Source organism: Streptodolium elevatio (assembly GCF_053592165.1).
Window position 1 is genome coordinate 31,835 of sequence record NZ_JBSFVE010000010.1, and the last position, 18,516, is coordinate 50,350.

An 18,516-nucleotide genomic window follows, 5' to 3' on the forward strand; every position below is an offset into this window, starting at 1 on the left:
CGTGCATGACGGGCGAACGGTTGGCAACTGGTCGAAGCGCATCAGTCGGTGCGATCGCCGAACGGTACGCTCCGGATATGTCCACCCTCCCCGCTGAAACGCCCCGGCAACCGTCCGGAGACGGGTCCGGTTCGGCGCCCTCCGAAGTGGCGGTGCTGGCCCGGGAGGTGCGCAGACTCGCCGAGCGCTTCCGGCATCTCTCCGAGTCCCGGCTGCGTGCGCGCGTCTCGCCTGACGACCCATCAGATTCGGGGCGTTCGCGCGCTCAGGCGGGCCTCGCGCTGGCCCGCAGGCTGGCCGCTCTCGGCGACGCCCCGGACGGCCGCGAGGTCCCGGACCTCGGGGTGTTCGCGGTCGGCGACCAGATCGCGGTGACGGGGCTCGACCTCGCGGCGCACCTCGGTGCGCGCGTGCGAGCGGCGGCCGGGTCGGACGACCGGGCCGCCGCCGCGATGTGTGTGGAGGTGTCGGAGACTGCGCTGCGCGAGGTGCGCGCGCTGGCCGCGCTCGTGTGAGCCGCCGCCGACGCGTGCGTCAGGCCGCGGGGCGGGCGTAGACGCGGTCGGCGAGGAAGAACGCCGTCGACTCGTGCACCTGGAAGGTCAGCGAGCGGCCGCCGCCGACCTCCGAGGTGCCGAGCAGGCGTACCTCTTGGCCCTCGGCGAGTGCGGCGCCGACGAGTTCGGCCACCTCGCGGTCGGACGGCATGACGACGATCGAACCGCCGTCGGCGAAGTCGAAGACGTCCAGTCCGCCCGCGGTGCCGGAGCGCAGTCCCGTGACGGCGGTGCCGCGGGCGGCGACGCCGAGCAGGTGCGCGCCGGTCAGATGGGCCGGGAGCATCGGGGGCAGGGCCTGCGACGGGTGCGGGGTGGTGAACCGCAGCGGCGGCAGGTCGGCGGCTCCGGCACCGGCCTCGGCGCCGCCGTCGGCCTCGGGGGCGGCGGGCGGCGGAGTGAGGACGGCCATCGCGGGGTCCTGGCGCGGTATGCGGGGCGCCGGGACCTCGGAAGGAGCCGCGGTGGCGCCCTCCGGGACGTCCTCGAAGGCGGGCTCGGGCGCGGCCTCGGCCTCGAACAGGGCCGCCATGAACTCCGCGTCCCAGAGCTCGTTCGTCCGGCGCTCGGCCCGGGAGCGCAGCGCGTGCTTTGCCGCGAACGCGACTCCGGCGGCGCAGGCGGCGGCGATGAGGGCGGGGACAACGTACGACGACATGGCGAACCTGGACCCTTCGCAAGCGTGGGTGGGGGGCTCCTCCAGGGGTTGTGCGGGTCTCCGGGGGAGTACGTCCAGGTTCGCCCGCGGCAGGGGGTCCGCGGCAGGGTGCGACGTCCTGACCTGCGGGGACCTTTGGCGTCAGCCGAACGGGTGACGGGGTGGCCGGGGTGCGGAAACTGCGGCGCCCACCTGAGAACGTGCAGGTCAGGTGGGCGCCGTGGGGATGCGTGAGATGTCCGTCTCAGGACTTTCGGCCGGAGCGGGAGCGCGAGCCCCAAGTCCGGAGTCCCAAGTGGGGCCGGAGCTGGGTCAGCTCAGGCGCTCCAGCACCATCGCCATGCCCATGCCGCCGCCGACGCACATGGTCTCCAGGCCGAACTGCTTGTCGTGCCACTGGAGCGAGTTGATCAGCGTGCTGGTGATGCGCGCGCCGGTCATGCCGAACGGGTGGCCGATCGCGATCGCGCCGCCGTTGACGTTGACCTTGTCCACCTCGAAGCCCAGGTCGCGGTAGGACGGGATGACCTGCGCCGCGAACGCCTCGTTGATCTCGACCAGGTCGATGTCCGCGGTGGTCAGGCCGGCGCGCTTGAGGGCGAGGCGCGAGGCCTCGACCGGGCCGTACCCCATGATCTCCGGCGAGAGGCCGGTGACCGCGGTGGACACGATGCGGGCCAGCGGGGTCAGGCCCAGCTCGCGCGCCTTGGTGTCGGACATGACCACGACCGCGGCGGCGCCGTCGTTGAGGGGGCACGCGTTGCCGGCCGTGACCGTGCCGTCGGGGCGGAAGACCGGCTTGAGCTGCGAGACGCCTTCGAGGGTGGTGCCCGCACGCGGGCCGTCGTCCTTGGTGACCACGGTGCCGTCGGCCAGCGTGACCGGCGTGATGTCCTTGGCCCAGAAGCCGTCCGCGATGGCCTTCTCGGTCAGGTTCTGCGAGCGGACCGCGAACTCGTCCTGGTCCTCGCGCGTGACGCCCTTGGCCTGTGCCAGGTTCTCGGCGGTGAAGCCCATGCCGATGTAGACGTCCGGCAGCAGCCCCGACTCACGCGGGTCGACCCACGTGTCGCCGTTCTCGACCGCGGCGGCGGTACGCGCGGCGGCGTCCGCGAACAGCGGGTTCTTGGTGTCCGGGATCGAGTCGCTGGAGCCCTTGGTACGGGTCGAGCTGACCATCTCCACACCCGCCGAGATGAACACGTCGCCCTCGCCCGCCTTGATGGCGTGCAGCGCCATGCGGGTCGTCTGGAGCGACGACGAGCAGTAGCGGGTGATCGTGGTGCCGGGCAGGTGGTCGAAGCCGAGCATCACGGCCACGTTGCGGCCCATGTTGAAGCCCTGCTCGCCGCCGGGGAGGCCACAGCCGAGCATCAGGTCGTCGATGTCGCGCGGGTCCAGCGAGGGGACCTTGTCGAGCGCGGCCTTGACCATCAGCGCGGTCAGGTCGTCGGGACGCACGTCCTTGAGCGAGCCCTTGAAGGCGCGGCCGATCGGCGAACGCGCGGTGGCGACAATGACTGCTTCGGGCATGGGACTACTCCTTGGCCGTCTCGGTACGAGGACAGGGGTGGTCTCTCGTCTGGAGCTGAAGCTACTTCCTGGTAGTCGAGGTGGCGAGGGGGTCGGCGCGCATTCGCCGTGCGATCTGCCCCACGTCCGACCTGACGGCCAGTCAGATCAGGCTACTCGACGGCGCGTCGGTACCCTCCGCCGCGTCCCGGCCGCCCGGTCCGGTGCCGGTCGCGCCCTTGCGCTCCTTGCCGTCGCCCGCCTGCCCCTCGGCCTGCCCTTCCGTCTTCCCGGCCGCCTGCCCGCCGGCCTGGTCCTCGATCTGCCCCTCGGCCTGCCCGTCGGCCTGCTCGTCGGACTGTGTGGGCGCCGGGATGCGCCGGCGGCGGCGGTGCCGCAGCAGGGCCCAGCGGCCGCGGGGGCCGCGCTCGTTCCCGGCGACCTGGGTGCCGGCGACCTCGGTGCCGCCCTCCTCGACGGCCTCCACCGCCGCGACCGCGATCGGCAGCACGCCCTCGCCGCGGAAGCTGTCCGGACGCTCCTCATCCAGCGGCCACAGGTCGAGCGCGGCGCACACGGACGGCAGGATCGCCATCGCCGCGGTCGAGTAGCCCTCCGCGGACGGGTGGAACCGGTCCGGGCCGAACAGGTCGCCGGGCCGCGCGGCGAACTCCGGGCCCAGCAGCGCCCCGATGGACACCGTGCGCCCGCCCGCCTCGACCACCGCGATGGTCTGCGCGGCGGCCAGGCTGCGGCTCCACTGCCGGGCCAGGTAGCGCAGCGGCTGCGCGATCGGCTCGATGGTGCCCAGGTCGGGGCAGGTGCCGACGACGACCTCGGTGCCGGCCGCGAGCAGGCGGCGCGTGGCCTGCTCCAGGCGGCGTACCGAGTCGGCGGGGCGTACCTGGTGGGTCACGTCGTTGGCGCCCACCATGATCATCGCGACCTCGGGCTCGGCCTCCAGCGCCAGCGTGACCTGGCGTTCCAGGTCCGACGACTGCGCACCGGACTTCGCCACGTTGACCAGCTGTACGGGCCGCTCCGCGACCGCCGCGAGCCCGCACGCCAGCAGCGCGCCGGGGGTGTGCAACGGGTTGTCGACGCCGAGCCCGGCCGCCGAGGAGTCGCCGAGCACCGCGAGGCGGATCGGCGGGCCGTCGAACTCCGGGAACTCGCCGTACACGCCGTCCGCGGTGGGCGGTTGGCCGACCGGTACGCCGACGGTACGCCGGGCGATCTTGGCCTCGGTATACAGCACCGCGACCATCGCACCGGTCAGGATGCCGACGCCGCCGCCGCCGAACGCGGCGGCCGCGGCGATCCGGCGCGCGGTCCTGGTCCGGATCATCGCGGCGGTCCGGAAGTGGTCGGGGTGTTCATCGGCCGGACTCCTCCCGTCGCGCGCTTCGGCAAGCCGTGCGACGACCCTAACCGACGGTCACGACGCGCCATTCCCCGCAAGGCCGGTGGAGAGAGCCACGCGGGGTATCACCCGGGATATTTCGTCCTAAGGTGTCCGTTGACCGGTCACCCCGGTCACCCTGGCGGACCAGGGAAGGACGCGAAGAGGAGCCCTGTGCGCTACGTCGACTCGATGCTCGACCTGATCGGCAACACCCCCCTGGTCAGGCTCAACAGCGTCACGCAAGGACTGCAGGCGACCGTGCTGGCCAAGGTCGAGTACCTCAACCCCGGCGGCTCGGTGAAGGACCGCATCGCGGTGCGCATGATCGACGCCGCCGAGGCGTCGGGGCAGCTCCAGCCGGGCGGCGTGATCGTCGAGCCGACGTCCGGGAACACCGGCGTGGGCCTCGCGATGGTCGCCCAGCAGCGCGGCTACCGCTGCATCTTCGTGTGCCCCGACAAGGTGAGCACCGACAAGATCAACGTGCTGCGGGCGTACGGCGCCGACGTGGTGGTCTGCCCGACCGCCGTCGACCCGGCGCACCCGGACTCGTACTACAACGTGTCCGACCGCCTGGTGCGCGAGACGCCGGGGGCATGGAAGCCGGACCAGTACTCCAACCCGCAGAACCCGGAGTCGCACTACGTCGCCACCGGCCCGGAGATCTGGGAGCAGACGGAAGGGCGCGTCACCGCGTTCGTCGCGGGCGTGGGCACCGGCGGGACCATCAGCGGCACCGGGCGCTTCCTCAAGGAGGTCTCCGGCGGCGCGGTGCGCGTGATCGGGGCGGACCCGGAGGGGTCGGTGTACTCGGGCGGCAGCGGTCGGCCGTATCTCGTGGAGGGCGTCGGCGAGGACTTCTGGCCGACGGCGTACGACCGCACCGTCGCGGACGAGATCATCGCGGTGTCGGACCGCGACTCGTTCCTGATGACCCGTCGGCTCGCGCGCGAGGAAGGCCTGTTGGTCGGCGGCTCGTGCGGCATGGCGGTGGTCGCGGCGCTGCGCGCGGCGGAGGGCCTCGGCCCGGACGACGTCGTGGTGGTCCTGCTGCCCGACTCCGGGCGCGGCTACCTGTCGAAGATCTTCAACGACGAGTGGATGGCCGACCACGGCTTCCTGGAGGCGGCACCGGGCGAGGCCAAGGTCGCCGACGTCCTGTCGCGCAAGCAGGGCGACCTGCCGGCCCTCGTGCACGTGCACCCGGACGAGAGCGTCGGCGAGGCGATCGGCATCCTGCGGGAGTTCGGCGTGAGCCAGATGCCGGTGGTGAAGCCGGGCGCGGGGCACCCGGACGTGATGGCCGCCGAGGTGGTCGGCAAGATCGCCGAGCGCGACCTGCTCGACGCGCTGGTCGCCGGCCGCGCGGGGTCGGACGACCCGCTGGAGAAGCACATGTCGTCGCCGATGCCGGTGGTGGGTTCCGGCGAGTCGGTCTCCCGGCTCGCCGCCGTACTCGAATCGGCGGATGCCGCCCTCGTGCTCGTCGACGGCAAGCCGCAGGGCGTCGTCACGCGCCAGGACCTGCTGGGACACCTCGCCGGGACGTGACACGCGGGGTACGCGGGGGTGGTGCGCTGCATCGCCCCCGCGTCCTCGCCGCCCCGCGTCCTTGTCGCATCCGAGTCCTCGTCGCATCCGTGTCCTCGTTGCCCCGCTCCCGCCGAGACGGGGTTCTTACACGATTGGCCATGTCCGAATCGTCTGGTCATGTCCGCGTAGCCGTCCCGTAACACGGCCGGGTGAGGGTTGCTCACGTGCCCATCCACGCACGGAGGTGATCAACCATGGCGCTGTGGCGAGTTCGCGCACAGGTCGACGACGATCCGGGACGCCTGGCCCGGCTGACGGCAGTACTCGCCGCCCAGGACGCCAATGTGCTGGCCCTCAACGTCCAGGCCTGCGAAGGCGGTCCGGTCGACGAGTTCTTCGTGCACACCCCCGCCCGGGTCAAGGACTGCGACCTGCGCGACGGCCTGGTCGCCGCCGGCGGGCGCGGCGTGGTCGTGGTGCCCGCCGACGCGCACGAGCTGGTCGACGGCCCCACCAAGGCCCTCGTGTTGGCCGCGCACCTGCGCGACCACCCGGACGCGCTGCCGCAGTCCCTCGCCGAGTTGCTCGGTGCCACCGACGCCGTGTGGATCGACCCGGACGCGTCCCTCGGCGGTGTCTACACCGGCGACCCGGAGGTGCTGTACGTCCCGGTGCCGGACGGGCGGGCGGTGCGGGTCACGCGTACCGGCATGCCCTTCACGATGACCGAGGCGGCCCGTGCCGCCGCGCTCGCGCGCATCCCGTCCGAGGCGCCCATGCCGCCGTCCGCGTCGACGGGGACGTGGCTGCTGCTCACCGACGGCACGGAGGTGCTGGTGCGCCCGGGTCGGGTCGACGACGTGGCGGGCGTACAGCTGATGCACGACCGCTGCTCGCCGGAGAGCCGTCGGCTGCGCTACTTCACCTCGATCCCGAACCTCCCGCGCAACGCACTGGAGCGGCTGCTCGTGCCGCGTGCCGGCATCACGCTGGTCGCGGTACGCCCCGACGGCGGCATCGCCGCGGTCGGCTCGCTCCTGCACACCCGCGAACCCGGCAGTGGCGAGATCGCCCTGCTCGTCGAGGACGCCTGGCAGGGCCGCGGACTCGGCACCGCCCTGCTGCGGCGCCTTGGTTCGCTCGCGCAGTCCCGCGGCATGGCCGAGATCCGCGCCCACGTGCTGCCGGGGAACCGCCGCATGCTCGGGGTGTTCGACCGGGCGGGGCTCACCGGGCAGCGCACCTTCGAGGAGGGGGTCGTGCTGCTCAGCATGCCGGTGGTGCCGAGCGCGCTGCCGGGGCGCTGCGCCTGACTTGGTGCCGTGGGTGCCGCGGTGCCGCGGTGCCGCCCCGCGCCTGCGCGCTCGGCCGGTGCTCCCGCTGGTGCTTCGGTCGGCGCGATCCGGCGGCGCGGGGCCGTGCGGGCCCGTGCCGGAAAGCGGACGGCGCGTCACCCGGAAGGTCCCGCGCTCCGCGCCACTAGGCTCCTGCCATGGACACCGCACCTGTATCCGACAACCCCCAGTTCATCCGGCTGAGCCTGGACATCGTCCTCGAGGTCACCGATGAAGGGGCCCTGCGCGCCGCGGCCTTGGAGGCCGTCAAGGGCGACGAGGACCTGACCGCCGAGGAGCGCTCCGACGCCCTCGCGGCGATCGACGCCGACCTGGCCGAGTCGGTCTCGTACCTGATCGACCCGTTCAGCCTGGTCGCCGATGTGCCCGGCACCGAACTGAGCGAGGCGGGCTGGCAGTCGGAGGGCGCCGAGTACGCCCCCGACGACGAGGACGAGGTCGACGAGGACGAAGCCTGACACGTCCCGGACGAGTTCCGGACCTTTCCTTTTCCCGCGTATTCACCGCGTTTTCCCCGCGTCTTGCGACCGCGCGGGCGGCCCGTCCCGACCGGGGTGCGGACGCCGTACGACCGGTCGTGCCGCGCCGGGACGAGCCGACGTCCCCCGGGTAACGGTGTCGGCTCCCAACGGGTGAATCCCGCTCGGGGGCGTTGCCCGCTCCCGAGCTCCTTCGTTGTCCCGGATGCCGCGCCGGTTCGCGCGGCACTGTGACATGGAGGATCAATGAACACGGTCAAGAAGGCGGTCTTCGTTTCCGCCGCCGCCGGCGGTCTCCTGGCCGCGGGCATGGGCGCCGCCTACGCCAGCTCGGACGCCGACGGCGCGACCACGGGTTCGCCCGGCGTCGCCTCGGGCAACCAGATCCAGGTTCCCGTGCACGTTCCGGTCAACGTGTGCGGCAACACGGTCAACGTCATCGGTCTGCTGAACCCCGCGTTCGGCAACACCTGCGTGAACTACGGCTGACCTGGCGTCAGGCGCGGCGAAGGCCGCAAACGTGCGGCGGGCGCCGGACGGGACCACCAGTCCCTGTCCGGCGCCCGCCGTCGTCGTGCCGGGGGGCGCGTCGAACCGTGCGTACCGCGCGCGTCAGGCGTGCGTGCGCCGCGCGTCAGGCGTGCGTGCGCCGCGCGTCAGGCGTGCGTGCCGCCGTCGATGCGCAGCGTCGTACCGGTGACGAACTTGCCGTCCTCCGAGGCCAGCGCGGCGATCATGCCCGCGATGACGTCCGGGTGCGCCATGCCCTCGCCGATGAGCGGCATGAGCTTGCCGAACAGCTCCCATTCGGCGTCGGCCGGCACCTGGTTGGGGGTGTCGTCGACGATGCCGCTGGAGATGCTGCCGGGCGCGACGCACAGCGCGCGCAGGCCCTGGCGGCTGTACTCGAGCGCGATGGCGTGCGTGAAGGCGTCGATGCCGCCCTTGGACGCGGCGTACGCGGCCATGTAGGGGTGCGCGAACGCCGCCGACGTGGAGCTGAAGTTGACGATGACCGCGCCCTCGCCGGTCTCCAGCAGTGCGGGCAGCGCGGCACGGGTCATCAGGAACGTGCCGGTCAGGTTGATGTTGATGACCTGGTTCCACACGTCCAGCGAAAAGTTGTGGGTGTGGCCCGCGCGCAGGATGCCCGCGGCGTTGACCAGCACGTCCAGGCCGCCGAGGCGCTCCACCGTCTCGCCGACGCCCTCCGCGACCGCCGCCTCGTTCGAGACGTCGAGCACCGCCGTCGACAGCTTCGCGTCGACCCCGGCCTCCTTGGCCATCGCGCGCGTCTTCTCCAGCCCGTCCGCGTTGACGTCGACCGCGTGCACGGTGCCCGCCTCGCGCAGCAGGCGCAGGACGGTCGCCTGGCCGATACCCGACCCGCCGCCCGTGACGATGATGCGCCGATCCTGGAACCTCTCCACTGCTTTCCTCCTCGCATGGGCGACCGGTGGCCCGCCCGGGGTCGTCTGACCCCATCAGATGCGCAAGACGCCGCCGGTTCAAGTGCTTCGGTCGGCGAATTGAAACACGTTGCAGTGGCGGGTAGGCCCCCGAGCTTCACCCATGCGCGTGATTGATGTGATTTGCCGGGGAATGCCGGGAATGAATCCGGGGAATGTCTGGGACTTGTACGCAGGACCGCGCACCGTCCGCGGACGACAAAGCGCGACCGACCAACCGCGAACGACCAATCGCGCACGATGAAAGAGGTTCCCCATGGCAGAGCGCCCGATCAAGGCGGCCGAGGCCGGAAACGCACCGTCCGGCTCCTCGTCCGGCCACTCGATCCAGGTGTCGGCGCTCGAGTCCGACAAGGGGCGTACCGCGATCGCCGACTCCGTGGTCGCCAAGATCTCCGGCATCGCGGCCCGCGAGATCTCCGGCGTGCACGACCTCGGCAAGGGTGTTTCGCGGGCGTTCGCGTCGGTGCGCCAGCGCGTCCCGGGCGGCAAGCCCAACGTCGCGCAGGGCGTGAGCGTCGAGGTCGGCGAGCGGCAGTGCGCGGTGGACCTGACGATCATCGTCGAATACGGCGTCGCCATCTCGGAGGTCGCGCACGCGGTCCGGGAGAACATCATCGAGGCCGTGGAGCGCATGACCGGCCTTGAGGTCGTCGAGGTCAACCTGTCTGTCGACGACATCTACATCGACATGGGCGACGACGACAGCTCGTCGGGCCGGTCGCTGCAGTAGTCCCGCGGAAACCCGCGCAGCAGCCCGTACACGGGGGATCCCTGGAACGGCCTCTTCTGGCGGGAGGCCGGGGGTACGGCGGTCGCAGAGGGGCGGCCGCCGTACCCCCGTTTCACTTCCCGGGCGGGAACGGCGACGGACCCAGCACCTCGTAGCCGGCCCGGTGCGCGGCCTCGGCGACCGCCGGCAGATTCGCGTCCGACAGCTCGGTGTCCGCCATCTCGGCGGCGAACTCCTCGAATCCGGACGGCTGCGTCAGGTGCAGCGTCACCGCCTCGTCCGACACCACCCGGAACGCGTGCGGCACGCTGTGCGGCAGGAACACGAACGCGCCGGTCTCGGCCCGCCAGCGCGCGTCGCCGCACGCGACCTCCAGTTCGCCGGACAGCACGTAGAACGCCTCGTCCTCGATGTGGTGCACATGCCACGGGGTACTGAACGCACGTTCGGCCCGCCGCTCGAACACGGTGATCTCGTCACCCGTCTCGCGCCCGGTCGCCAGCATCCGCAACGGCTGTCCGAGGAACGTGCGCGAGCCGCCGAGGCCCTCCCCGGCCTTCAGCATGTACCGCCTGTCTCCGCTGGTCATGACGCCTCCTGAACCCCCGGAGGACCTGCGTTGTCCTGCCCTCCCAGTATCCGCGCGTGACCACCCGGACGCCCACAGCAGTACCGTGCCGCGCTCTTGCCCCGCACACCGCGGCGGAGAGACCCTGGAACCACGCGCGACCGGGTACGCCCGAAGCGCCGCCTCCCACGACGCCGTGCGCGGTCCGCGCCGAAACCAGGTGAACGTCATGCGCGTGCTGCTGACCGGACGTATGGACAACGACGCGGCCAACCAGGCAATTGCCGACGGCACGATGCCGAAACTGCTGCAATCCCTCGTCGAGCAGATCAAGCCCGAGGCGGCCTACTTCACCACCACGAACGGGCAACGCACCTGCTTCTTCGTGTTCGACATGCAGGACTCCTCGCAGATGCCGGCCATCGGCGAACGCCTGTTCGCCAGCGGCATGTCGGTCGCGATACGTCCCGTCATGAACCTCGAAGACCTGCAGAAGGGCCTCGCCGCGATAGACCGCTGACCCGCGACCCACTCGGTTGGGCCCGCTCGGCACCGGGCATCAGGACGAGACGTACGCCGATCGGAGCAGCCATGGTCACCATCGCCCTGTTCGCCGCCGTCCTGGCAGCGGCGCTCATCGCCCTGACCATCCTGGTCACCCGCCGCAGCCCGTCCCGCACCACGACCGTGGAAGGCATCGCCACGGAGCGGGCCCACACCACCACCGCCCGCGCCGTGGGCGGCCTCTGGGGCGTCCACGGCGCCGGCACCGAAGCCACCGCCGGCCTCACCGCCCCCGAGTCCACCAAGTCCTTCCACTGACCCCGCCGCCGAAGGGACCCGGCAGAGTTGGCCCTGAACTCGGCAGAATCCGGCCGTGCAGGTTGCCGGGACCGGGCATGACGGCCGGTCTGCGCCGCCGCGTACCGTCGCCGACCGGGGATCGGCGAGGGGGCGATGGTGGCAACCGGCGCGGCACAGGACGGACTCTTTCTGATGGCCTGGGGGATCGGAGCCACGGCCCTCGGCGTCGTCATCGCGACGGACTTCCGTGGCGCCGCCCGGCGCGTCTACGGGTTGGCCGCGCGAAGTGTGTGGTCCGCCGCGCACCGAGACCCGAGCCGACGAGCCGTCGCGTTCCTTCGCGCGGGAGCCGGCCTCTTCGCGCTGGCGGGGCCGATCGCCTTGGCGTGGGGCGTGTTCGAGCTGTCCCGACGGCGGCAGGGGCCCGGATTCCCGGAGCGATTCCCCACTCCGGTCATCGTGATGTGGTTTCTGATTGCCGCGGTCGGACTGCTGCAACTGTGGACGAGATCCGGGTGGCTCCGCCGCGCGTGCGCCAAGGGCGGCACCCTTCGCCGCGCCGCCGCGGCGGTACTCACCGCAGCCATGGTCGGCTCTGTGGCCGCGGGTTCCTTCGGCCAACCGGTGACCATGTTGTGCTGCTGGCTGGTCGGCATGTCGGCGGCCCTGACGCTGCTCCTTACCGGCAAGGAGCTACCCGCGAACCCATGACTGGCGTGGTCCGTGACTTGTCATGGGTCGGTCAGGGGGCCCAGGGCAGGCGCAGGGCCTCGATCTCGGTGTCGTTCAGCAGCGCGTCGACGAGATCCGGGTGCCCGGCGACCTTGGTCGCCCACAGGTCGTAGTCGGTGCACAGGATCCAAGAGCGGTCCTCGGCCCAGAGATTGGACGGGCTTAAGTCGACCCCAGGATGGTCGTACAAGACCTCGGCGTCACCGAGGCGGCCGGAGCGTACGAGGAGGTTGTCGAAGTCGGCGACCCCGAGCAACAGCGGGCTGTAGTAGGCCATACATGGCGTGTCCGGTCCGGCAGGACTGCACTCGGTGAGGATGCCGATAAGCCGGTTCCAGGTCTCACGGTCCAGGCTGCCCTCGGTAGGCAGAGCGATGTCCGGCAGCCGACTGCCCTCCGTCGGGGGGAAGGTGAGGCACCGATAGCAGGGCAGCAGGCCCTCGGGCACCACGGGGTTCCCGGTCCGCCGGGCCAGTTCCGCCCAGCGCAGCCGCCGCCAACCAGGACCGGGATTCTCGGCACGTCCCAAGCCACCACCCGGGGCCGTACCGCCAATGTCGAGAGCGATCCCGGGCGCGTGTTCGCGCTCGTACATGGCGTTGAGCACCCAGGCGGAATCGGGCATCGCAGGCGGCATGAACCCGGTCACCCCGTCGCCGCACAGCTCCAGCAACCACGCCGTCGCACCGGGCGGCGCCACCGACCACAGGTCAGACAGCCGACGCAATTCCTCTCGCATCCGCCCATGATCCCGACACACCCCCCAGGCCCCGTCGCCGGTCACCAGGTCAGCCGAGGCTGCCTCAGCCGTTGGCTTTGGCGACGCCGATGGGGCACGTGACTCCGGTGCCGCAGTAGCCGGTGGGGTTCTTGCCGAGGTACTGCCGGTGCCAGTGTCTGCGACTGCATCGCCTGAGAAGAGTCTTCAAAGACCCGGCTCACAGCACTAGGTTCGGGCGCCGTTGGGCCGGGGCTTGGAGGGGTTGCTTGGTCATGCGGACGGTGTTGGTCTCACGCGTACGTTGCCGCTGTGGTCGCAACTCGCCATCATGCTGCCGTCGCGGTTGAACGCGACGGTGTAGAGGGTATTGCCCCAAATTCGTGGAGTGCCGTCCTCGTAGACGGTCGGGTTGTTGTGCGCGTTGTAGGGGTCGCCGAAAGGTTGGCGTGTGTGGGCGTCCCAGAGGCGGACGGTGCCGTCGTCACCCGCAGTGGCGAGCAGTCGGCCATCGGGGTGGAACGCCAGTGAGAAGACCGACCCTTTGTGCCCGATCAGAGGGTCGCCGATCGGGCTGCGGGTCTGTGTGTCCCACATTCGTACGGTGCCGTCTTGGCCGCCGGTGGCGAAGAGGTGGCCGCCAGGGTGGAACGCGACACTGAACACCCAGTCTTGGCGCGTGGCCAGGGGGGCGCCGACTGGACGGCGGGCCTCGGTGTCCCACAGACGTACAGTGCAGTCCTCCCCGCCGCTGGCGAGGAGTCGGCCATCGGGGTGGAACGTCATCGTCCACACCGGCTTGTCGTGCCCGGTGAGGGCATCGCCGACCGGACAGCGCCTCGCGGGGTCCCACAGCCGCACTGTGGCCTCTGACCCGGCTGAGGCAAGGAGGCTCCCATCGGGGCGGAATGCCATTGTCTTCACTTCACCGGTGTATCCCTCGAGGGGTACACCGGTTTCTTGCTGGGTGTCGCTGTCCCACAGGCGTATGACAACGCCCGCAGTGGCGAGCAGTCGGCCGTCGGGCTGAAACGCCATGGCCCTCATGCCACCGTGATCGATGAGAAGTTCGCCAACCGTCTCCCGCGCGTGGATGTCCCACAGCTGAGTCCAGTAGTAGCCAGTAGTGACGGCAAGACGACGACCGTCGGGGTGGAAAGTTACCGTCTCCATGGGCTCGTCTGCGGTGGTCAGGACGTACCCGTCCAGCGGCCCCGAACCCGTCTCCTCAGCCATCTGCCTTGGTTACGCCTATGGGGCAGGAGACGCCGGTGCCGCCCAGGCCGCAGTAGCCGTTGGGGTTCTTGTCGAGGTACTGCTGGTGGTACGGGTCAGCTGTCATGAGTTGTGTCACTTGGGTTGAGGGGTGCGCTCGCGGGCTCGGGGAGGTTGGTGCGCCGAGGTGGGGGTCTCCAGATGAACGTCTCCGCTATCTCGTGGCTGAGGGGTTTTCCCTGCCACTGATCGGTGATGTCCAGCCATCGTTCGATGACGGCGGTGCGCTCGGTCCTGACGTCCTCGCGGTTGTAGCGCAGGTCGAAGGAGTAGACCCGCCCGCCGTCCGACACGACGGTGCCGTACTCGCTGTCGGCCCCGTCGGGGAAGAGAAAGACAAGAACCGTGTCAGCCGGGACCAGGCCGTGCTGGTTGAGCAGTTCCCGCAGTCGCGTCCACAAGGCGTGTCGGCCCGTTCGCATCAACCGGGTGCAGGTCACGTACATCGTGGCCGTCGGCCAACAAGCACGCGCCTCAGACGTCAGCACCAGTTCCCGGTCCCCCCACTCTGGGAGGCTGCCGCCGGGCTCGGCGCCGCGATACCGCGACGTTTGCTTCCTCGACAGACGACCGCGCCGAGAAGTCTCCGGTACGAACCGGTGAAGGGGCCTACGAGGCATAGGCCTTTCGGATCGAAATCATGTCCACATCATGCCAGCCGTCGGCATCGTCGAAGACCGCCTCGACCACGTACGGGTAGCCGTCAGTGTCGACCCACCGCGTTGCGGCGGCGCGCAGCAGCGCGGTGGGCGGTGTCACGTCGTCAGCCAACTGCCTTGGCTACGCCGATGGGGCAAGAGACGCCAGTGCCGCCCAAACCGCAGTAGCCGTTCGGGTTTTTACTGTCGGAGAGGTACTGCTGGTGGTATGTCTCGGCGAAGTAGAAGGTGTCCGCCGGGAGGATCTCGGTGGTGATGTCGTCGTGCAGGGCCTTGGTTAGGACCTGCTGGTAGGCGTCGCGCGAGGACTTTGCGGCGGCTTCCTGGTCGGGGGAGTGGGTGTAGATCGCGGAGCGGTACTGGGTGCCTTCGTCGTTGCCCTGGCGGTAGCCCTGAGTGGGGTCGTGGGCTTCCCAGAAGACCTTGAGGAGGGCTTCGTACGAGACCTGGGCGGGGTCGAAGACGACGCGGACGGCCTCGGTGTGGCCGGTGCGGCCGCTGCAGACCTCTTCGTACGTCGGGTTCGGCGTGGTGCCGCCCTGATAGCCGACGGCGGTCGTCCACACGCCGGGGGTCTGCCAGAACTTGCGCTCCGCACCCCAGAAACAGCCCAGGCCGAAGTCCGCGACCTCAAGGCCCTCGGGGTACGGACCCTCCAGCGGGTTGCCGAGCACCGTGTGCCGGTCCGGAATCGAGAAGGGGCGTCCCGCCCGGCCCTTCAGGACTTCGTCGGGGTCGGGCATGCGCGGGGTGAAATCCCTGCGGTCGAAGAGCACGGCGTCCTCCGTCGTCGGGTACCGGGTGTGCCGACATGCCGCGAATACGCAGTGTGCTTGGATGTCGCTCCGCGGCGTCGACACAGTACGCCCAACAACCTGCATACGGAGGGGATTCCATGGCGCGCCGGGGGGCGTGGCGGTGGGGGCTCGTGGCGGTCGCGCTGTTGCTGACAGTGACGGGCTGCCGGGTGGCGCCGGGGGTCCAGGGCACGGCTCGGGACGTCCGCGACGCGGGGGTCTTCGAGGTTCTCGGCGAAAACGACCACCCCCCGGACTCGACCGACCTCGAGGCCGTCGAACGGGTGCTCGGCATCCTCCTGCTGTCCCGCGACTGGGGCAAGGACTTCGTCATGTTCGACGTCGTCGACTTCAGCCTGTGGGCGACGCCCTCGGTCGACGAGGACTGTCGGATCTCCGCATCGGCCCTGCCCGAAGGCACGCCTGCCGGGGGTGCTGCAGCGGCCTATCTGCCGCGGCCGGAGCATCTGCGCGACTGGGCGTCGAACGAGGACAAGATCCTGGAGTCGTACCGGTTCTTCGCGCAGTCGTCGGTTGCGATCCACAAGGGGCCGCTGGTCGCGGGAGTCGAGATCGACACCTTCCGGGACACCGGGCGGCGTTGCGGCAAGCAGTTCAACGGCGACGTCACGTACCACGACGTGCGCGCAGTCGTCCTCGACAAGGTCGCGGGATATGACGAGGTGGTCGCGGACGGCGGCTACGTCGTGGCGGCCGGCTTCGGGCCGCCGGACGGCTGGCGGTTCGTCGACGCCGTCGCCCGCAAGGGCAACGTCGTCGTCAGGGTGTACCTCGACGCCCCCGCCGACTCCGAGGCCGAGGCCCGCGAGGTCGGCAGCCCGCTCGACCTGGATTTGCGGGAGCGGGTCTCGGCCGCGCTCGCGATGATGTCGGAACGTCTGCTCGTCAAGGCCGAGTGACACGCCGCGCGATCGGGACTCGCGATGCGCGACGGCGCGGGGGAGGTGGGCGGGACCCATTAGCGTTGCGTCATGAGCGCTGCGAATTCCGGCAATCCCGGCACCACCGGTACCCCCCACACCCCGCACGGCTTCGAGACGCTGGCCATCCACGCCGGCCAGGAGCCCGACCCGCTCACCGGCGCGGTCGTTCCGCCGATCTACCAGGTGTCGACGTACAAGCAGGACGGCGTCGGCGGCCTGCGCGGCGGCTACGAGTACAGCCGCTCGGCCAACCCCACGCGGACCGCGCTGGAGGAGTGCGTCGCCGCGCTGGAGGCCGGCGCGCGGGGCCTCGCCTTCGCGTCGGGGCTCGCCGCCGAGGACTGCCTGCTGCGTACCGTGTGCAAGCCCGGCGACCACGTGGTGATCCCGAACGACGCGTACGGCGGCACGTTCCGCCTGTTCGCCAAGGTCCTCGACCGCTGGGGCCTGGACTGGACCCCGGCGCCCTCCGGCGACGCGGACGCGGTGCGCGAGGCGATCCGCCCCGGCGTCACCAAGGTCATCTGGTGCGAGACGCCCAGCAACCCGCTCCTCGGCGTCGCGGACATCGCGCAACTCGCGGACATCGCGCTGGAGTCGGGGGCGCTGCTGGTGGTCGACAACACGTTCGCGTCGCCGTATCTGCAGCAGCCGCTGACGCTCGGTGCGGACGTCGTCGTGCACTCGACCACGAAGTACATGGGCGGCCACTCGGACGTCGTCGGCGGGGCACTCGTCGCGGCGGACGCGGAGCTCGGCGAGCGGCTGGCGTACCACCAGAACGCGATGGGTGCGGTGGCCGGGCCGTTCGACGCGTGGCTGACGCTGCGCGGGATCCGGACCCTGGGCGTACGCATGGACCGGCACTGCGCCAACGCCGAGCGCGTCGTCGAACTGCTGAGCGGGCACTCGGCCGTCGCCGAGGTGCTGTACCCGGGCCTGCCCGGCCACCCGGGCCACGACGTCGCGGTCAAGCAGATGAAGGCCTTCGGCGGCATGGTGTCGTTCCGGGTGACCGGCGGCGAGCAGCGCGCCGTCGACGTCTGCAACCACGCCCAGTTGTTCACGCTCGGCGAGTCGCTGGGCGGCGTCGAGTCGCTGATCGAGCACCCGGGGCGCATGACACACGCGTCGGCGGCCGGTTCGGCGCTGGAGGTCCCGGCGGATCTGGTACGCCTGTCCGTCGGCATCGAGTCCGCCGACGACCTGCTGGCCGACCTGGAGCAGGCACTGCGCTGACGCCGACATCAGGCACCCGACACCTCACACCTGACACCTGACATTCGGCACGGGCAAGCGGGGCCGGGGCTTGCCTCGAGGGCGAGTCCCGGCCCCGGCTCGTCGGCCCGTCCGGGTCGGCCCGGTCCGACGGGTCAGGTGGCGATGCGCCCCGCCGCCATGCAGTCGTTGCACGACGCGAACGACGAGCCGTCCGGCTCCAGAACCTCCACCGACACCGCCCCGGTACGGCTGAACCCCCAGAGGAACATGACGCCGGGCAGCCCCGGCACCCGGTCGGTCGCCATGTCGCCGGAACCGGCGGCGTCGGTGAGGCGCCCCCGCAGCGACGCGGGAGGCGCGGTCGGACCGATCGCCACGGCGACGACCAGCGAGTATCCGGCGGGCGCGTACTCGCCGGGGTTCAGGACCGCCACGTCGAGGCCGCCCGGGCGCGGCAGGAACCGGCACGAGTTCACGACCCCGGTCGACTGGTCCGCCGCCAGGTCGCCGATGCACCAACCCTGGGCGTGCACCCATGCGTTCGCGCCCAGTCCGACCGCCGTACGCGGGATGGGGCGACTCGGGTTGCTGGGCTCCGGACCGGGCGGCGACGGTACGGGCGCAGGCCCCGCCTGCCGCTCCGTCGGCGCCGGTACGGTGACCGCCGCCACCGCGGCGAGCCCCGCGCCGGCCGCGACGGCGGCGATCAGCCGGGTGAACCGCAGCCGGGCGGCGGTACGCCGCGCGCGCCGCGAACCACCCGCAGGCAGCGGGCGCATCGGGTAGTCGGGCGGCGTCCCCACGGGCTGGTCGGGCGGGAGCGCGGCAGGCGTCGGTTCGATGGTGATGCTCATGCCACCGCCTCCACCATCGCCCCCAGGCCGACCCCTGTTCTCGCTCCTGCATCGGACCGTGGTCCGGACCGTGCGGCCGCGGTGGCGAGGCGCGTGCCCCTACCGGCTCGGTCGCAGCGCTCGCTCATCGGCCCTCCTCGGACCGGACAGCCGGGATACACACGGCTGTTGGCGCCGTTTCCGGCGCCGCATCGAGTTTGTCGGCCACTTCTTACGCGATGCCCGGCGCGGAGTCCGGGAAAC

22 protein-coding genes and 2 pseudogenes are annotated in these 18,516 nt (G+C 71.2%); 11 read left to right on the forward strand and 13 right to left on the reverse strand.

Translation table 11 applies throughout. The features are described from left to right. Nucleotides 1-77: 77 nt before the first annotated feature. A complete protein-coding gene (locus tag ACWD12_RS19380; protein WP_450100544.1) occupies nt 78-515 on the forward strand; it encodes a hypothetical protein in 438 nt (145 codons plus the stop codon). 19 nt (nt 516-534) lie between these two features. Here the strand turns inward: ACWD12_RS19380 and ACWD12_RS19385 are convergent, their stop codons facing one another. From ACWD12_RS19385 to ACWD12_RS19395, 3 genes are all read right to left on the reverse strand, one after another. Continuing rightward, the gene (locus ACWD12_RS19385; protein WP_450100545.1) at nt 535-1,215 is read right to left on the reverse strand and encodes a hypothetical protein; all 681 of its coding nucleotides are present in this window, start codon (nt 1,213-1,215) and stop codon (nt 535-537) included. Nucleotides 1,216-1,527: 312 nt separating this feature from the next. Continuing rightward, a complete protein-coding gene (locus ACWD12_RS19390) occupies nt 1,528-2,748 on the reverse strand; it encodes an acetyl-CoA C-acetyltransferase (RefSeq protein WP_358355502.1) in 1,221 nt (406 codons plus the stop codon). A gap of 142 nt (nt 2,749-2,890) precedes the next feature. Continuing rightward, nucleotides 2,891-4,075, reverse strand: a complete 1,185-nt coding sequence (locus tag ACWD12_RS19395) for an SGNH/GDSL hydrolase family protein (RefSeq protein ID WP_450100546.1) — start codon at nt 4,073-4,075, stop codon at nt 2,891-2,893. Nucleotides 4,076-4,303: 228 nt separating this feature from the next. Here ACWD12_RS19395 and ACWD12_RS19400 point away from each other — a divergent pair, with 228 nt between their 5' ends. From ACWD12_RS19400 to ACWD12_RS19415, 4 genes are all read left to right on the forward strand, one after another. Further along, nucleotides 4,304-5,683 (forward strand): cystathionine beta-synthase, encoded by a 1,380-nt coding sequence (locus ACWD12_RS19400; RefSeq protein WP_450100547.1) that lies wholly within the window; start codon nt 4,304-4,306, stop codon nt 5,681-5,683. 236 nt (nt 5,684-5,919) lie between these two features. Next, entirely contained in the window at nt 5,920-6,978 is a 1,059-nt protein-coding gene (locus tag ACWD12_RS19405) for a GNAT family N-acetyltransferase (RefSeq protein WP_450100548.1), read from the forward strand. A 179-nt stretch (nt 6,979-7,157) separates the two neighbouring features. Continuing rightward, nucleotides 7,158-7,478: a hypothetical protein gene (locus ACWD12_RS19410; protein WP_358355507.1), complete on the forward strand. Its 321-nt coding sequence runs from the start codon at nt 7,158-7,160 to the stop codon at nt 7,476-7,478. A gap of 267 nt (nt 7,479-7,745) precedes the next feature. Continuing rightward, nucleotides 7,746-7,988, forward strand: a complete 243-nt coding sequence (locus tag ACWD12_RS19415) for a chaplin (RefSeq protein ID WP_358355509.1) — start codon at nt 7,746-7,748, stop codon at nt 7,986-7,988. Between the two features lie 167 nt (nt 7,989-8,155). Here the strand turns inward: ACWD12_RS19415 and ACWD12_RS19420 are convergent, their stop codons facing one another. Continuing rightward, a complete protein-coding gene (locus ACWD12_RS19420; protein WP_358355510.1) occupies nt 8,156-8,929 on the reverse strand; it encodes an SDR family NAD(P)-dependent oxidoreductase in 774 nt (257 codons plus the stop codon). Nucleotides 8,930-9,224: 295 nt separating this feature from the next. On the opposite strand from ACWD12_RS19420, the gene ACWD12_RS19425 reads away from it, so the two are divergent. Further along, nucleotides 9,225-9,701, forward strand: a complete 477-nt coding sequence (locus tag ACWD12_RS19425) for an Asp23/Gls24 family envelope stress response protein (RefSeq protein ID WP_358355512.1) — start codon at nt 9,225-9,227, stop codon at nt 9,699-9,701. Between the two features lie 112 nt (nt 9,702-9,813). On the opposite strand, the gene ACWD12_RS19430 is transcribed toward ACWD12_RS19425, so the two are convergent. Beyond that, entirely contained in the window at nt 9,814-10,290 is a 477-nt protein-coding gene (locus tag ACWD12_RS19430) for a cupin domain-containing protein (protein ID WP_450100549.1), read from the reverse strand. 208 nt (nt 10,291-10,498) lie between these two features. Between ACWD12_RS19430 and ACWD12_RS19435 the strand changes: the two genes are divergently transcribed. The 3 genes from ACWD12_RS19435 to ACWD12_RS19445 all read left to right on the forward strand — a co-directional run bounded on the left by ACWD12_RS19435 (nt 10,499) and on the right by ACWD12_RS19445 (nt 11,784). Continuing rightward, complete coding sequence (locus tag ACWD12_RS19435; RefSeq protein WP_450100550.1) at nt 10,499-10,789, forward strand: hypothetical protein; 291 nt, start codon at nt 10,499-10,501, stop codon at nt 10,787-10,789. Between the two features lie 71 nt (nt 10,790-10,860). Further along, nucleotides 10,861-11,091 (forward strand): hypothetical protein, encoded by a 231-nt coding sequence (locus ACWD12_RS19440; RefSeq protein WP_450100551.1) that lies wholly within the window; start codon nt 10,861-10,863, stop codon nt 11,089-11,091. Between the two features lie 174 nt (nt 11,092-11,265). Then, nucleotides 11,266-11,784, forward strand: a complete 519-nt coding sequence (locus tag ACWD12_RS19445) for a hypothetical protein (protein ID WP_450100552.1) — start codon at nt 11,266-11,268, stop codon at nt 11,782-11,784. Between the two features lie 31 nt (nt 11,785-11,815). Here the strand turns inward: ACWD12_RS19445 and ACWD12_RS19450 are convergent, their stop codons facing one another. The 7 genes and pseudogenes from ACWD12_RS19450 to msrA all read right to left on the reverse strand — a co-directional run bounded on the left by ACWD12_RS19450 (nt 11,816) and on the right by msrA (nt 15,200). Beyond that, nucleotides 11,816-12,544 (reverse strand): hypothetical protein, encoded by a 729-nt coding sequence (locus tag ACWD12_RS19450; RefSeq protein ID WP_450100553.1) that lies wholly within the window; start codon nt 12,542-12,544, stop codon nt 11,816-11,818. A 64-nt stretch (nt 12,545-12,608) separates the two neighbouring features. After that, a pseudogene (locus ACWD12_RS19455) lies at nt 12,609-12,698 on the reverse strand (peptide-methionine (S)-S-oxide reductase MsrA); the annotation flags it as partial. Between the two features lie 98 nt (nt 12,699-12,796). Then, nucleotides 12,797-13,759 carry a WD40 repeat domain-containing protein gene (locus tag ACWD12_RS19460; protein WP_450100554.1) on the reverse strand — a complete coding sequence of 321 codons (963 nt, stop codon included), beginning with the start codon at nt 13,757-13,759 and terminating at the stop codon, nt 12,797-12,799. Then, nucleotides 13,752-13,859 (reverse strand): annotated as a pseudogene (locus tag ACWD12_RS19465) (peptide-methionine (S)-S-oxide reductase MsrA); the annotation flags it as partial. The pseudogene ACWD12_RS19465 and the gene ACWD12_RS19460, both read right to left, overlap by 8 nt. Next, nucleotides 13,855-14,220 carry a hypothetical protein gene (locus tag ACWD12_RS19470; protein WP_450100555.1) on the reverse strand — a complete coding sequence of 122 codons (366 nt, stop codon included), beginning with the start codon at nt 14,218-14,220 and terminating at the stop codon, nt 13,855-13,857. The pseudogene ACWD12_RS19465 and the gene ACWD12_RS19470, both read right to left, overlap by 5 nt. 187 nt (nt 14,221-14,407) lie before the next feature. Beyond that, nucleotides 14,408-14,569 (reverse strand): hypothetical protein, encoded by a 162-nt coding sequence (locus ACWD12_RS19475; protein WP_450100556.1) that lies wholly within the window; start codon nt 14,567-14,569, stop codon nt 14,408-14,410. Next, nucleotides 14,562-15,200, reverse strand: a complete 639-nt coding sequence (gene msrA, locus ACWD12_RS19480; RefSeq protein ID WP_450100698.1) for a peptide-methionine (S)-S-oxide reductase MsrA — start codon at nt 15,198-15,200, stop codon at nt 14,562-14,564. The genes ACWD12_RS19475 and msrA overlap by 8 nt, the downstream gene beginning before the upstream one ends. A 152-nt stretch (nt 15,201-15,352) precedes the next feature. On the opposite strand from msrA, the gene ACWD12_RS19485 reads away from it, so the two are divergent. Further along, entirely contained in the window at nt 15,353-16,174 is an 822-nt protein-coding gene (locus ACWD12_RS19485; RefSeq protein ID WP_450100557.1) for a hypothetical protein, read from the forward strand. 72 nt (nt 16,175-16,246) lie between these two features. Continuing rightward, complete coding sequence (locus ACWD12_RS19490) at nt 16,247-17,437, forward strand: cystathionine gamma-synthase (protein ID WP_450100558.1); 1,191 nt, start codon at nt 16,247-16,249, stop codon at nt 17,435-17,437. Between the two features lie 134 nt (nt 17,438-17,571). On the opposite strand, the gene ACWD12_RS19495 is transcribed toward ACWD12_RS19490, so the two are convergent. Further along, nucleotides 17,572-18,273: a hypothetical protein gene (locus ACWD12_RS19495; protein ID WP_450100559.1), complete on the reverse strand. Its 702-nt coding sequence runs from the start codon at nt 18,271-18,273 to the stop codon at nt 17,572-17,574. Between the last annotated feature and the right edge of the window lie 243 nt (nt 18,274-18,516).

What these genes read in the sequence shown, in the direction of transcription:
- ACWD12_RS19380 (WP_450100544.1), top strand. Translation starts at nt 78, where the DNA reads ATGTCCACCCTCCCCGCTGAAACGCCCCGGCAACCGTCCGGAGACGGG.
- ACWD12_RS19385 (WP_450100545.1), bottom strand. Translation starts at nt 1,215, where the DNA reads ATGTCGTCGTACGTTGTCCCCGCCCTCATCGCCGCCGCCTGCGCCGCC.
- ACWD12_RS19390 (WP_358355502.1), bottom strand. Translation starts at nt 2,748, where the DNA reads ATGCCCGAAGCAGTCATTGTCGCCACCGCGCGTTCGCCGATCGGCCGC.
- ACWD12_RS19395 (WP_450100546.1), bottom strand. Translation starts at nt 4,075, where the DNA reads ATGATCCGGACCAGGACCGCGCGCCGGATCGCCGCGGCCGCCGCGTTC.
- ACWD12_RS19405 (WP_450100548.1), top strand. Translation starts at nt 5,920, where the DNA reads ATGGCGCTGTGGCGAGTTCGCGCACAGGTCGACGACGATCCGGGACGC.
- ACWD12_RS19410 (WP_358355507.1), top strand. Translation starts at nt 7,158, where the DNA reads ATGGACACCGCACCTGTATCCGACAACCCCCAGTTCATCCGGCTGAGC.
- ACWD12_RS19415 (WP_358355509.1), top strand. Translation starts at nt 7,746, where the DNA reads ATGAACACGGTCAAGAAGGCGGTCTTCGTTTCCGCCGCCGCCGGCGGT.
- ACWD12_RS19425 (WP_358355512.1), top strand. Translation starts at nt 9,225, where the DNA reads ATGGCAGAGCGCCCGATCAAGGCGGCCGAGGCCGGAAACGCACCGTCC.
- ACWD12_RS19430 (WP_450100549.1), bottom strand. Translation starts at nt 10,290, where the DNA reads ATGACCAGCGGAGACAGGCGGTACATGCTGAAGGCCGGGGAGGGCCTC.
- ACWD12_RS19435 (WP_450100550.1), top strand. Translation starts at nt 10,499, where the DNA reads ATGCGCGTGCTGCTGACCGGACGTATGGACAACGACGCGGCCAACCAG.
- ACWD12_RS19440 (WP_450100551.1), top strand. Translation starts at nt 10,861, where the DNA reads ATGGTCACCATCGCCCTGTTCGCCGCCGTCCTGGCAGCGGCGCTCATC.
- ACWD12_RS19445 (WP_450100552.1), top strand. Translation starts at nt 11,266, where the DNA reads ATGGCCTGGGGGATCGGAGCCACGGCCCTCGGCGTCGTCATCGCGACG.
- ACWD12_RS19450 (WP_450100553.1), bottom strand. Translation starts at nt 12,544, where the DNA reads ATGCGAGAGGAATTGCGTCGGCTGTCTGACCTGTGGTCGGTGGCGCCG.
- ACWD12_RS19460 (WP_450100554.1), bottom strand. Translation starts at nt 13,759, where the DNA reads ATGGCTGAGGAGACGGGTTCGGGGCCGCTGGACGGGTACGTCCTGACC.
- ACWD12_RS19470 (WP_450100555.1), bottom strand. Translation starts at nt 14,220, where the DNA reads ATGCGAACGGGCCGACACGCCTTGTGGACGCGACTGCGGGAACTGCTC.
- msrA (WP_450100698.1), bottom strand. Translation starts at nt 15,200, where the DNA reads ATGCCCGACCCCGACGAAGTCCTGAAGGGCCGGGCGGGACGCCCCTTC.
- ACWD12_RS19485 (WP_450100557.1), top strand. Translation starts at nt 15,353, where the DNA reads ATGGCGCGCCGGGGGGCGTGGCGGTGGGGGCTCGTGGCGGTCGCGCTG.
- ACWD12_RS19490 (WP_450100558.1), top strand. Translation starts at nt 16,247, where the DNA reads ATGAGCGCTGCGAATTCCGGCAATCCCGGCACCACCGGTACCCCCCAC.
- ACWD12_RS19495 (WP_450100559.1), bottom strand. Translation starts at nt 18,273, where the DNA reads ATGAGCATCACCATCGAACCGACGCCTGCCGCGCTCCCGCCCGACCAG.